The sequence below is a fragment of the Rhodococcus sp. 05-339-2 genome, assembly GCF_002258965.1.
In the GTDB taxonomy this organism is placed as follows: domain Bacteria; phylum Actinomycetota; class Actinomycetes; order Mycobacteriales; family Mycobacteriaceae; genus Rhodococcoides.
In genome coordinates, this window is record NZ_NOYW01000018.1 from 628,470 (window position 1) to 641,313 (window position 12,844).

At 65.6% G+C, this 12,844-nt stretch carries 13 protein-coding genes; 5 read left to right on the top strand and 8 right to left on the bottom strand.

All coding sequences use genetic code 11. The features are described from left to right. Nucleotides 1-66 precede the first annotated feature (66 nt). Nucleotides 67-939: a helix-turn-helix transcriptional regulator gene (locus CH273_RS20650; RefSeq protein ID WP_032397817.1), complete on the top strand. Its 873-nt coding sequence runs from the start codon at nucleotides 67-69 to the stop codon at nucleotides 937-939. Nucleotides 940-957: 18 nt separating this feature from the next. On the opposite strand, the gene CH273_RS20655 is transcribed toward CH273_RS20650, so the two are convergent. The 5 genes from CH273_RS20655 to dxr form a co-directional block, all read right to left on the bottom strand. Further along, complete coding sequence (locus tag CH273_RS20655) at nucleotides 958-2,772, bottom strand: penicillin-binding transpeptidase domain-containing protein (protein ID WP_032397816.1); 1,815 nt, start codon at nucleotides 2,770-2,772, stop codon at nucleotides 958-960. An 82-nt stretch (nucleotides 2,773-2,854) separates the two neighbouring features. Next, a complete protein-coding gene (locus CH273_RS20660; protein WP_032397815.1) occupies nucleotides 2,855-3,691 on the bottom strand; it encodes a GNAT family N-acetyltransferase in 837 nt (278 codons plus the stop codon). 120 nt (nucleotides 3,692-3,811) lie between these two features. Then, nucleotides 3,812-4,975, bottom strand: a complete 1,164-nt coding sequence (gene ispG / locus CH273_RS20665; RefSeq protein WP_176459303.1) for a flavodoxin-dependent (E)-4-hydroxy-3-methylbut-2-enyl-diphosphate synthase — start codon at nucleotides 4,973-4,975, stop codon at nucleotides 3,812-3,814. A gap of 37 nt (nucleotides 4,976-5,012) precedes the next feature. Continuing rightward, the gene (locus CH273_RS20670; protein ID WP_032397814.1) at nucleotides 5,013-6,233 is read right to left on the bottom strand and encodes a M50 family metallopeptidase; all 1,221 of its coding nucleotides are present in this window, start codon (nucleotides 6,231-6,233) and stop codon (nucleotides 5,013-5,015) included. A 6-nt stretch (nucleotides 6,234-6,239) separates the two neighbouring features. After that, entirely contained in the window at nucleotides 6,240-7,502 is a 1,263-nt protein-coding gene (gene dxr, locus CH273_RS20675; RefSeq protein ID WP_442981394.1) for a 1-deoxy-D-xylulose-5-phosphate reductoisomerase, read from the bottom strand. Between dxr and CH273_RS20680 the strand changes: the two genes are divergently transcribed. Then, nucleotides 7,501-8,022, top strand: a complete 522-nt coding sequence (locus tag CH273_RS20680; protein ID WP_032397813.1) for a DUF1990 family protein — start codon at nucleotides 7,501-7,503, stop codon at nucleotides 8,020-8,022. The two genes, dxr and CH273_RS20680, sit on opposite strands and share 2 nt — an antisense overlap. A gap of 13 nt (nucleotides 8,023-8,035) precedes the next feature. Here the strand turns inward: CH273_RS20680 and puuE are convergent, their stop codons facing one another. Continuing rightward, a complete protein-coding gene (gene puuE / locus CH273_RS20685) occupies nucleotides 8,036-8,935 on the bottom strand; it encodes an allantoinase PuuE (protein WP_032398359.1) in 900 nt (299 codons plus the stop codon). A gap of 217 nt (nucleotides 8,936-9,152) precedes the next feature. Between puuE and CH273_RS20690 the strand changes: the two genes are divergently transcribed. Continuing rightward, the gene (locus CH273_RS20690; protein WP_032397812.1) at nucleotides 9,153-9,422 is read left to right on the top strand and encodes a DUF2631 domain-containing protein; all 270 of its coding nucleotides are present in this window, start codon (nucleotides 9,153-9,155) and stop codon (nucleotides 9,420-9,422) included. 8 nt (nucleotides 9,423-9,430) lie between these two features. Here CH273_RS20690 and rlmN read toward each other — a convergent pair whose 3' ends face one another. Continuing rightward, nucleotides 9,431-10,582: a dual-specificity RNA methyltransferase RlmN gene (gene rlmN / locus CH273_RS20695; RefSeq protein ID WP_052050297.1), complete on the bottom strand. Its 1,152-nt coding sequence runs from the start codon at nucleotides 10,580-10,582 to the stop codon at nucleotides 9,431-9,433. Nucleotides 10,583-10,709: 127 nt separating this feature from the next. Between rlmN and CH273_RS20700 the strand changes: the two genes are divergently transcribed. Together CH273_RS20700 and CH273_RS20705 are read left to right on the top strand one after the other, a co-directional pair. Next, on the top strand, nucleotides 10,710-11,129 hold the full coding sequence (locus CH273_RS20700) for a LapA family protein (protein ID WP_032398357.1): 420 nt from the start codon (nucleotides 10,710-10,712) through the stop codon (nucleotides 11,127-11,129). Between the two features lie 106 nt (nucleotides 11,130-11,235). Further along, nucleotides 11,236-12,078, top strand: a complete 843-nt coding sequence (locus CH273_RS20705) for an HpcH/HpaI aldolase/citrate lyase family protein (RefSeq protein ID WP_032397811.1) — start codon at nucleotides 11,236-11,238, stop codon at nucleotides 12,076-12,078. 44 nt (nucleotides 12,079-12,122) lie between these two features. On the opposite strand, the gene CH273_RS20710 is transcribed toward CH273_RS20705, so the two are convergent. Further along, complete coding sequence (locus CH273_RS20710) at nucleotides 12,123-12,821, bottom strand: class I SAM-dependent methyltransferase (protein WP_032398356.1); 699 nt, start codon at nucleotides 12,819-12,821, stop codon at nucleotides 12,123-12,125. Nucleotides 12,822-12,844: the final 23 nt, after the last annotated feature.

A 12,844-nucleotide genomic window follows, 5' to 3' on the forward strand; every position in this document is an offset into this window, starting at 1 on the left:
TGCCGGTGCAGATATGATCTGGATCACGTTCGTCGCTCGTGCAGTCGACACGAGAAAGGAAGCCCCGTGGTCCATTCGAATTTGTTGCGGCCCCGCGACGGTGATGCCCTGCGCGCGGAGCTGCGCCAGGTGGCAGCAACGTCCGAGGTACCCGTCGTGTTCGGCGGCGAGGTCTCCTCGGAGACCCTGTACCTGAGTGAATTCCACGGAACCAGAACCCGAGGCCTGGACGGACTCGCCATCCCACCCAGATCCGGCCTCGGCGGTCGAGTCATGGAACAGCGCAGGCCCGCGGCCGTCAGCGATTACGGCGCATCGATGTCGATCACCCATCACTTCGATCGACCCGTGCTCGGCGAGGGCCTCAAATCGATACTGGCGGTACCGGTGGTCGTGGCCGGAGTCGCGCGAATAGTGATGTACGCGGCGCTGCGCGAACGCGGCCCCCTCGGAGATCGTGTCGGCGACATCATGACCACCGCCGCCAGGCGTCTCGGCCAGGAGATCTCCGTACGGGACGAGGTCGACCGCAGGATCCGTCTGCTGGCGACCATCCGCTCGCCGCTCGACTCGGATGTCTCGCGGACCGCCGAGCTGCGCAGTGTCCACGAGGAACTGTCCGATCTCGCCCGGTCGGTCGGTGACGCAGCGATCCGGCGCAGACTCGACGCAGTGGCAGCTCGCGTGGCCGCGTCGTTCGGACAGAACACGCCCGACGACCCACGAGCCCAGGAGGTGTCGCAGTCGTTGACGCCACGCGAGGTCGACGTCATCTCGCAGGTTGCCCTGGGCTGCACCAACGTCGAGGTCGCTGCGCGCCTGTCGATCGGTGCCGAGACGGTCAAGTCGTACCTGCGCAGTGTCATGCGCAAAACCGATTCGCACACCCGATACGAAGCCGTGGTGGCGTGCCGTCGACTCGGCGTTCTGCCTTCCTGATCGAACGCCGCAGCGTCGTCAGTACCCAGGTGGAAGTTGCTCGAACATCTCTCGGGTCACCGCGACCGCGTTGTCCGAGCTGCCGCCGCGCACCACGAGGGTGGCGAAGGCGATATCGCCGCGGTAACCGACGAACCACGAGTGCGAACCGCCGTCGACCTCTGCTTCGCCGGTCTTTCCGTAGACCTCGCCCTGGTCTGCGATGCGTTCGGCCGTACCGCTGGTGACCACCGACCGCATCATCCCGCGCAATCCGTCGACCATCGCCGGTTCGATCGGCGGATGATCTCCGGTGATCACGGTGTCGCGTCCGACCAGGAGGTTCGGCACCGGCGTCGAACCGTGAGCCACCGTCGCGGCGGCCAGGGCCATACCGAACGTCGACACGACCACCCTGCCCTGACCGAAGCCGTCCTCGGTGCGCTGAACCAGTTCTTCGGCCGGCGGCACCGAACCGGAGTCGGTCGGCAATCCGACGACGTCGTAATCCGGGCCGACGCCGAATTGAGAGGCCGCGACGGTCAGCGCATCGGGTGTCATCTCGCTGGCCAGCTTGGCGAACGAGGTGTTGCACGATCGAGTGAAGGCGGTACTCATCGTCACGTCACCCAGTGAGAACTCGTTGTAGTTGGGCACACTGCGCTCACCGATCACGATGCGCCCCGGACACGGGACGGTGCTGCCCGGAGTCGCGAGTCCGCTCGCGATGGCGGCACCGGCGGTGATGATCTTGAACGTCGATCCGGGTGGGTACAGGCCGGCCGACGCCACCGGCCCGTCCCGATCGGCAGCCGGGTTCTGTGCCACCGCCAGGATGGCACCGGTGGACGGCTGGATGACCACCGTCATCGCCTGCTCGGTGCGCGCATTCACCGCTCGCTGTGCCGCGACCTGAATGTTGCGATCGAGACTGATCGAGAACGACGGCGAGGGCTCCGGCGGGGTGTCGGTGAGGACATCGATGTCGACGCCGTTGCGGTTCGTGGTCACCACGCTCCACCCCGCCTTGCCGTCGACCTCGTCGATGACGGCCTTCTTGACCTGGCCCACCAGGTCCGGCGCGAACGTGGGGTCGGTGGACACCAGATCCGATTCGTCGGACGCGGTGACTCCGGGGATCTCGGTCAGTGCGGCCGAAATCGGCTGGTAGTCACTGTCTCGAAGCAAAACCACCGGGTAGTCGCCGTCGACCGAGGTGGCGGATTCGACGATCGACTGCGCAGTGATGGACGCATCGAAAGGCGTCAGCAGCGTCGACAGCGCCGTTGCCGAGGCGACCACGTTGTTCGCATCAGCGGCATCGAATTTGATTCGGTGCACCACCCCTGGCACCAGCACGTCGGTCCCGGAGCGTTCGTTGACCCGAGCCCGCGGAGCCGCCGTGGACCGCAAGGACATCGTCTGAGTGTCGCCGAGCTTGGGATGGATGTCCGACGCCGTCCAGCGCACCACCCACTCACCTTCGCTGCGGCCCATGTTCAGCTGACCGTCGTACGTCCACACGCGATCCCTCGGCAGCTGCCACGTGTAGGTGTAGCCGACCGTGGCCGTGTCGCCGTCGACCTGTACCGACGTCGTCTCGGCTTCGAGCGCCTCGGCCTGGAGGTTGGTCCACGCCTCGGTCAGTGCCGTCGCCGCTGCGTCGGGCTTGTCGGTATCGGCAGCCGCGGCGGCGATGTCGTTGGCCTCGAACGCGGCGAGAAATGCCTGGGCGGCCGGCTCCGGGCCGTCGGGCTTGGGGGTACATCCGGTGAGGGCGGCGGCAACGACGGCTGCGACCACCGACACCGCTCCGACTCGATACCGCACTTCGGTTGCACCACGTGATCTCATTGCGCCCCATCGTAATAGGGCGCTGCCTTCGGCCGCGGCAACGAATCGCGGTTCGCCACGACCCGATCGAGCGACGTCGGAGTCAGTCGAGGAGGACCGTCGTGAAGGTCGCCACCTGGGTCAGGCCGATCTTCGCGTATGCGCGCCGGGCGACGTAGTTGAAACTGTTGACGTACAGGCTCGCGGTGCGGCCCTGGCGGACCACCGAGTTCACCACCGCTGCGGTACCGGACGCGCCGAGGCCGTGCCCGCGCCGATCGGGATGAACCCACACCCCCTGGATCTGACCCACCGTCGCCGACTGCGATCCGATCTCGGCCTTGAACACCACCCGACCGTCCTCGAATCGAGCCCACGCACGCTGCGCGGCAATGAGACTCGAGATCCGTCGCCGGTATCCACGGCCGCCGTCGTTCTGTCTCGGGTCGACGCCCACTTCCTCGATGAACATCGCCACTGCCGCACTCAGATACACGTCCAGTTCCTCGGGACGAACGAGGCGTACGTGCGGATCGGGCGTGATCGACGATCGAACCGACGTGGCCAGCAACGGCTGCTCATCGCGAACCTCACGGGCCGGGCCCCAGTCGGTCTCGAGCATCTCCCACAACGGCAATGTCAGTTCGGCTCGACCGACCAGTGACGAACACAGCCGCGGGCCGCGGCACGCGCGATCGGCGAACGAGCGCAGATCGTCGCCGGATCCGAGCAGAGGAACCAGGTTGGCACCGTAGAAACACAACGACTCGTCCGGTCCACCTCGGCTCCACATCTCACCGTGGAACGACCTCGGATCCAGCCCGGATTCCTGCACCCGAGCGGCAACCATGCAGGTGGCGACCGGGTCGGCGTCGAGCACCCGCAGGACGTGCGCAACATCCCGATTACCGAGAGGCTTCGCACCGAGGAGCTTGAGCACCTACCGACCTCCTGACCACCTACCGCATACACACCGACCGAGCGTGTACCGAATCATTCCAGAGAACCCGTTCCGCCGGTGGCAGAGCGGCAAACCGGACACCGAACCGGTCGAACCCGCTCAGCTGACGGTCACGACCGGTGCGCCACCGTCTGCGGTCTCATCCTTGTCGAATTCCTCGGCGATGCGCATTGCTTCCTCGATCAAGGTCTCGACGATCTGCGCCTCGGGCACGGTCTTGATGACCTTGCCCTTGACGAAGATCTGGCCCTTGCCGTTGCCCGATGCCACGCCGAGGTCGGCATCGCGCGCCTCTCCCGGACCGTTGACGACGCAGCCCATGACGGCGACGCGCAGCGGAATCTCCATGCCCTCCAGGCCTGCGGTGACCTCGTCGGCAAGGGTGTACACGTCCACCTGTGCCCGCCCACACGACGGGCAGGAGACGATTTCGAGCTTGCGGGGACGCAGGTTGAGCGACTGCAGAATCTGGTTGCCCACCTTGATCTCCTCGGCGGGCGGTGCCGACAGGGAGACGCGGATGGTGTCGCCGATTCCCCTGGACAGCAGGGCACCGAACGCCACCGAGGATTTGATGGTGCCCTGGAACGCCGGCCCGGCTTCGGTCACGCCGAGATGCAGCGGGTAGTCACACTGTGCAGCGAGCTGCTCGTAGGCAGCGACCATGACGACCGGGTCGTTGTGCTTGACGGAGATCTTGATGTCCCCGAATCCGTGTTCCTCGAACAGGCCCGCCTCCCACAGCGCGGACTCCACGAGCGCCTCCGGCGTCGCCTTGCCGTACTTCTTCATCAGCCGAGGGTCCAGCGATCCGGCGTTGACGCCGATACGAATAGGAATGTTCGCGTCACCGGCCGCCTTCGCGACCTCCTTGACGCGGCCGTCGAATTCCTTGATGTTTCCCGGGTTGACGCGCACCGCGGCGCAACCGGCGTCGATCGCCGCGAAGATGTACTTGGGCTGGAAGTGGATGTCGGCGATCACCGGGATCTGACTCTTCCTGGCGATGATCGACAGCGCGTCCGCGTCCTCCTGTGTGGGGCATGCCACACGGACGATGTCGCAGCCGGACGCCGTCAGCTCTGCGATCTGCTGCAGCGTGGCGTTGATGTCGTGGGTCTTGGTGGTGCACATCGACTGCACCGAGATGGGGCTGTCGCTTCCCACTCCCACCGACCCGACCTGGAGCTGCCTGGTCTTTCGACGCGGCGCGAGTACTGGAACCGGCGGTGCCGGCATTCCCAATCCGACTGACACGGACACAGTGGCCTTCTTTCCTAGCTACGACTGTCGAGTCTACTTAGAACAATTGAATCGGGTTGACGATGTCCGCCGTGAGTGTCAACAAGGAGAACCCGATGAAAACGACGATCACCACGTAGGTGACCGGCATGAGCTTCATGTAGTCCACCGGCGCACCGTCGGGCAGGCCGCGACGGTTGCGGAAGATGTTGCGGATCCGCTCGTACACGGTCACCGCGATATGGCCACCGTCGAGCGGCAGCAACGGCACGATGTTGAACGCTCCGAGGAAGAAGTTCAACGACGCGAGCAGTCCGACGAACGTCGCCCAGTTGTTCGTCTCGGCAGCCTGACCGCCGATGACACTGGCACCGACGACACTCATCGGAGTGTCCAGTCCACGCTCGCCGCCGAAGATCGACTCCCACAGGGCCTCCACCTTCGTCGGCAGCTGCACGAGAGCCTTACCGGTCTGGACGAAGATCTCTCCGGTGAAGGCGAACGTCTCGGGGACCGCCTCGATCGGGTTGTATCGAATGGGTGGAGGGGCGATCGTAGAGCCGCTGACCCCGACCGCGCCGACCGTCGTCGACTCCTTGGCTCCGGTATCCGGGTCGGTGACGTAACGCTGCACCTCGGTCACGGGAATCGTCAGGTCGATCGACGCTCCGTTCCGCTCGACCGTCAGATCGACCGATCCCGACGACGCCTGCACGGCCTCGACGACCTCGGACCAGTACTGAGCCGGTACACCGTTCACCGCGGTGACCACGTCGCCCGTGCGGAGCCCCGCTTGCTGAGCCGGGCTGGCTCCCGAGCACGGCGCGAGTTCCCCGTCCTCGGACTGTGTCGGCGCGATACACACGACGTCACTGACCCGAACGGTCGGCGGCGTCACCCGATCCGGCGTGCCCCAGCCGAGTACCAGGGCGTAGACCAACACGATGCCGAGCACGAAGTTCATCGCGATACCGCCGACCATCACGACGATGCGCTTCCACGTCTTCTGGCGGTACATCGCCCGCTCGACCTCGTCCGGTGCGAGCTCGTCGATCGCCGTCATTCCGGCGATGTCACAGAATCCGCCGGCGGGGATCGCCTTGAGCCCGTACTCGGTCTCGCCGCGTCGGAAGGAGAAGATCTTGGGGCCGAAGCCGATGTAGTAGCGGCGGACCTTCATGCCGAGCGCTTTCGCGGTCCACATGTGTCCCGCCTCGTGCAGCGCGATCGACACACCGATGCCGACGGCGAACAGCACCACACCCAGAGCGAACAGCATGTGAGTCTAGAAGCCCTTCTGTTTCAGAAGCTCACGCGCGTGTGCGCGAGCCCAGGAATCCGCTGCGAGGACGTCGTCCACGGTAGTCGGCACCGCCGACCAGTCCCCGCCGCCGTCGTTCAGAACCGACCGCACCGTGTGCACGATCTCGGGGAATTCGATGCGACCGGACAGGAATGCGTCGGCGGCGATCTCGTTGGACGCGTTGTACACCGCAGTCATGCACCCGCCCATGATTCCGGCCTCGCGGGCCAGCTGTACGGCGGGGAAGACTCGATCGTCCAGTGGCTCGAAGTCCCAGGAGAACGCTGCAGTGAAATCGAGTGCGCGCGCGACGTCGGGCACTCGATCCGGCCATCCGAGCGCCAACCCGATCGGCAGCTTCATGTCCGGCGGGCTGGCCTGCGCGATGGTGGATCCGTCCACGAACGTGACCATCGAATGGACGATGGATTGCCGATGCACCGTGACGTCGATCTTCTCGTAGGGCACCCCGAACAGCAGATGCGCCTCGATCAGCTCGAGGCCCTTGTTGACGAGAGTTGCCGAGTTCAACGTGTTCATCGGGCCCATCGACCAGGTGGGATGAGCTGCGGCCTGAGCAGGGGTCACCGACTTCAGTTCCGCTTCGCTCCAGCCCCGGAACGGTCCACCCGATGCGGTGAGGATCAGGCGATCCACTTCGCTCCGGTGGCCACTGCGCAGGCACTGCGCCAGCGCCGAATGCTCCGAGTCCACCGGAACGATCTGACCCGGCGCGGCGGCAGCGAGTACGAGTTCGCCGCCTGCCACCAGCGATTCCTTGTTGGCCAACGCCAGCCGAGCGCCGGTCTTCAGCGCCGCCAACGTCGGTTCGAGACCGAGCGAGCCCACCAACGCGTTGAGCACCACATCGGCCTGCGTCGACTCGACGAGCTCGGTCACCGCACCGGGCCCACTCAGCACCCCGGGGAAGTCGAGCTCGGCGGCAGCGGCGGGGTCGGCCACAGCGACACGTCGAACACCGGTCTCGGCGATCTGACGGCGAAGGAGGGCGATGTTTCCGCCGCCCGCCGCAAGACCGACGACGACGAAACGGTCGGGGTCGGCGGCGATGACGTCGAGCGCTTGGGTTCCGATCGAGCCGGTGCTCCCCAACAGCAACACACGAATCGGCTCGGCACGATCCGAGGAGGTCGTTCGCTCACGATGGTCTGGCACCGGTCCATTGTTGCCTACCGAGGCTGAGAAACCCCTATGCGTCGCCGTAGCTGGCACGCTGGAGGGCATGGACGTCTCGAAGTATCGCGCGGCACCGTTCAACTACGCCGATGTGGGGGCGACGAGCGGCAGGCTCCCGGCCGGCTACCACCACGTCGAGACGTCACGGGTCATCGGATCCGGAGTCGAGGACTTCGTGGCCGCGGCCGACGCGCTGATGCGCTGGGACATGCATCGCGGCGCCGGACTGAAGGTTCACTCCAGCGTCGACCACGCCGTCCCCGACGCCGTGGTCGTTCTCGGACTCGGGCCCGTCCGCATCCCGTGCCGGGTCGTCTACGTCATCGACGAGGCCAACCGTCAGGGCTTCGCCTACGGCACACTCGACGGCCATCCCGAATCCGGCGAGGAGCTGTTCCACGTCGACTACTCCCCCGAGGACGGGACCGTCTCCGCGCAGATCACCGCGTTCTCGAACCCGGGCCGCTGGTACACCAAGCTCGGCGGACCGGTGGGCAGGCGGGTCCAGGCCCTGTTCACCGATCGCTACCTGAGTGCGTTGGAAACGCAGTGTCGGTCGCCGCACTGACCCGAGACCTCCATCAGGACACGGGTGGGTGCACCGCGCGCCAGTGCTCGGCGATGTCTATTCGTTTTGCGACCCATACTTTCTCGTGGGACTGAACGTGGTCGAGGAAACGTTCGAGGGCGGCGATACGCGCCGGCCTGCCGACCAGCCTGCAGTGCAGTCCGACCGAGAGCATCTTGGGACTGCCGTTCTCCCCCTCGGCGTAGAGCACGTCGAACGCGTCCCGCAGATGCGCGTAGAACTCGTCCCCGGTCGAGAAGCCGCCCGGCGAGGCGAACCTCATGTCGTTGGTGTCGAGGGTGTACGGCACCACCAGATGATCGACCACGTCCGAGCCGCGAGTCACCTTCTCCCAGTACGGAAGATCGTCGGCGTAGGAATCCGAGTCGTACACGAATCCGCCGTGCTCGACCACGAGCGACCGGGTGTTCGGAGAGTCACGACCGGTGTACCACCCGAGCGGGGCCGATCCGGTGAGGCCCCGGAGGATGGCCACGGCCTCGGCCATGTGCTCGCGCTCGACGTTCGCGTCGATCTGCTGGTAGGACAGCCACCGCAGTCCGTGACAGGCGATCTCGTGGCCCATTTCGGCCAGGGCGGCGACCACTTCCGGGTTTCGTTCCATGGCTTTCGCAACGGCGAAGACCGTCAGGGGTAGGTCTCTCTTCTCGAACGCCCGCAGCACTCGCCATACGCCTGCCCTCGAGCCGTACTCGTACAGCGATTCCATGCTCATGTGGCGATTCGGAAAGGCTTGTGCCCCGATCATTTCCGACAGGAACGTCTCGGACTTGGTGTCACCGTCGAGGACGTTGTTCTCGGCACCTTCCTCGTAGTTGAGGACGAACTGGACGGCGATGTTGGCCTGACCCGGCCACTGCGCATGCGGCGGCGTGCGGCCGTACCCCACCATGTCTCGTGGGTAGCTCAGCGGAAACTGGGTCAACGGATGCGGAAGGCGCTCGGACGTCACCGCCGCAGTCTCTCACCGAACTCGGCAGTCTCGCCGAGTGAGCGCGCAACCCTGATGGCTACGACGGACGGTCGTATGCCAATATTGTCCGAACGCGGCAGGCTCGACGCCTCGTGAACAGCGACTTCGAGAATTCATCACCCGAGAGGACCGACCGGTGGCAAATACCGAACTGGAATCCGCTTCGTACGACCCGGTCGTCGATACCCGCAACGAGGTGCCGGACGTGCCGTCCGCCGAGTGGGGTTGGAGTGGTGAATCGAACCGCGCGATGCGCGTGGCCGCCCTCGTCGTCGCCGCGTTCCTGCTGTTCATGATGATCGGAAACCACACCGGCAAGGTCGAGGATCTGTGGTTGATCGGATTCGCTGCCACGCTGGTCGGGCTCGTCGTGCGAGATGTGATCGTCCGCCGCAAGCCCCGCTAGCAACCGATTCAGTTCTCGGCTGCCAGCTGACCGCACGCCGCGGCGATTTCCTGACCGCGGGTGTCGCGGACGGTGCACGAAACACCCTGGGCAATCACCCGTCGAACGAATTCTCGCTCCACCGGCTTCGGGCTGGCGTCCCACTCGCTGCCCGGAGTCGGATTCAGTGGGATCAGGTTCACGTGGACCCGGGATCCGAGTGCCTTGTGCAGCTTCTTTCCCAGCATGTCGGCCCGCCACGGCTGATCGTTGACGTCTCGGATCATCGCGTATTCGATGGACACCCGTCGTCCCGTCTGGTCGGCGTAATACCGCGCTGCGGACAGCACCTCGGCAACCGACCAACGGTTGTTGACGGGAACCAACGTGTCGCGGAGTTCGTCGTCGGGTGTGTGCAGCGATACCGCCAACGTCACCGACAGCCCTTCGTCGGCCAGCTTCCGAATCGCCGGTGCCAGACCGACCGTCGACACCGTCACCGAGCGCTGCGAGAGGCCGAGCCCGTCGGGTGCAGGCGAGACGATCTTGCGCACTGCGGCGACGACGCGTTTGTAGTTGGCCAGGGGCTCGCCCATCCCCATGAAGACCACGTTCGACAGACGACCCTCCCCACCGGGGACAACACCGTCGCGCATGTCCGCGGCCGCCGACCGCACCTGGTCCACGATCTCGGCCGTCGACAGGTTCCGGGTCAGACCGGCCTGACCGGTGGCACAGAACGGGCAGGCCATTCCGCAACCGGCCTGGCTCGAGATGCACAGCGTCGCGCGGTCCGGGTAACGCATGAGGACGCTCTCGAGCAGAGTGCCGTCGTTGGCTTTCCACAGGGTCTTGCGGGTGTCACCGTCGTCACACGCCAGATGTTTGATCGCCGTGAGCAAAGTTGGAAAAAGGTCGGCTCCGACCTTCTCTCGCGCCTCGGCGGGAAAATCCGTCATCTTCGTCGTGTCGGCTTCGAGCCGGCCGTAGTAGTGCCGAGCCAATTGATCGGCACGGAACGCAGGCAGGCCGAGTGCCTTCACGGCCTCGCGCAATCCCTCTCTGTCCAGATCGGCGAGGTGGCGCGACGGCATACCGCGACGTGGGGCGGTGAAGACCAGGGGGAGATTCGGCCTCTTCTGCTCGGTCGATGTGTTCGTTGCGTCGGGGGCCTCACTCATACCTCCATTGTCCACCCGTTTGCCTCGCAGTCCTATTCGCGCCGGTTTCCGTCCGTTATCCGATGGGTATCGAGGTCGTGGCCGGATGCGCGTGCATTCGGCCTTCACGTGCGGAAGGATCATCGACATGGCCACCAGAGCTGACGACAGTCACGAGACATCGCTGGACAAATCAGGCGCGGTTCATCCCGGCGACCACAGCGCCTCGGGTGACCTCGCGCCCATCACGACGCCGGATTCGGACGGTCGTTCGGCACCGGATCCGGAGTTCGCCCCGGAGCCACAGGCAAGCACTTCGACCGACGTCGCTCACACCCGCACCGCTGCGCTGTGGACCGGCCTGGTGGTCGGAGCCGTTGTCCTCGTCGTTCTGCTCGTCTTCATCGTGCAGAATCTCGACTCCGTCACCGTCCAGATCTTCGCCTGGCAGCTCGATCTGCCACTGGGCATCAGCATGCTGCTCGCAGCGATCGCAGGCGCACTGGTGATGGCGATGGTCGGCGGAGCGCGAATCCTTCAGGTCAGACGCGCAGCGAAGAAGAAGTAGCGGCACGGACCGTGAACACTATGCACAGAAGGTGGCGCTGATCGACTGAATCGATCAGGATTTCGGGTGCCCCACTTCACTCGAGGAGCATGACGTGACAACTTTCATGGAGACACCCGTGGCATCCGGCGTTGCCCCCGACCGCGCACGGTCCTGGCTGCTCGTACCGGCCACCAAGCCCGAAACCTTCGGCGACGCCGTCGCGTCGGGAGTCGACGCAGTCATCCTCGACATCGAAGACGCAGTCGCTCCGGCCAAGAAGCCGGCCGCGCGCGAGGCCGTCGTTCGATGGCTCGGTGAAGGTAACTCGGCGTGGGTCCGCATCAACGACGCCACGACCTCGTACTGGGCCGACGATCTCGCCGCGTTGTCCGGCCTGCCCGGACTGGTCGGAGTCATGCTCGCGAAGACAGAGAGTGGTGGCCAGGTCGAGGCCACAGCTGCTCGCCTGGCACCCGGCACCCCGATCCTGGCACTGGTGGAGTCGGCGATGGGCCTCGAAGCCGCCACGGAGATCGCCCGCGCGGATTCGACGTTCCGACTCGCATTCGGTAGCGGGGACTTCCGCCGCGACACCGGCATGAGTGACGACCCCCTGGCGATGGCGTACCCGCGTTCGCGCCTGGTCGTCTCCTCACGCGCAGCGCGCATTCCGGGACCGATCGACGGACCGACGCTGACGGCCAACGACAGCATCCTCGGACGCGATGCCGCACTGACCCTGTCCATGGGCATGACGGGCAAGTTGTGCATGCATTCGGAGCAGGCTGCCATCGTCAACCGCGAGCTCGCCCCGTCACCGACGGATGTGTCGTGGGCCCGTGACGTCATCGATGCCCTCGGTGCCGACGGAGCGCACGTCAAGGACGGAAGCGACCTTCCGCGTCTGGCGAAAGCACTCAAGATCAACGAGTTGGCCGAGATCTTCGGGATCTCCGCCGCTTCCTGACAACGCCCGCGGTCGAGGTGCTTCGGCCGAATCCGACCGGCTCGTTACCGCACCTCGATTCCGGTCGGCTTGTATCGGACGTGCACTCGATACCGCACGTCGAACGAGACACCGTCCACCGACTTCACCGCATCGCGCGCAACGCGTGGCCCGAACTCGATTCCCAGCACGTCGCGCAGTATGCGTCGGTTCGGAAACGTCCACCTCGTGTCGACGCGGGTGAGCGCGAAACCCTGTGCTTCGAAGAACGCCTCGACCGTCGACGGGGCGTAGTGCGGTAGATCCGCCCGCATCCAGTCCCCGTACGGCGACGCGGTCGCGTCCAGATCCACCACGACCAGCGCTCCGCCCGGCCGGAGTACTCGCATGGCGTCGACGATTCCCGGCCCACAGCCTGGTCCGAAGAAGTACGCGGTGCGCGCATGGACGACGTCCACGGTGCCGTCGCCGATCGGGAGTGAATCCGCCCGCGCGGTCTTCACCTCGACGTTCTGCAGGCCCGCGACTCGCCTTCTCGCCGCGTCGGCAAGTGGTTCGTGCGGCTCGATGCCCAGCACCCGTTCGGCGTCGGCCGCGAACACCGGAAGATGAAAGCCGCTTCCGCAACCGACGTCGACGACCGTCCTCGCTGTCCAGTCCGCTACCGACCTGATCGCATCGAACACAGCACCGTCGACGTCCTGAGCGCGATTCTCCGCCTCGTACAGGTGCGGCCAATTCCAGATGTTCGGGCTGGGAATCACCCCGGTGACATCACTGCGCACGC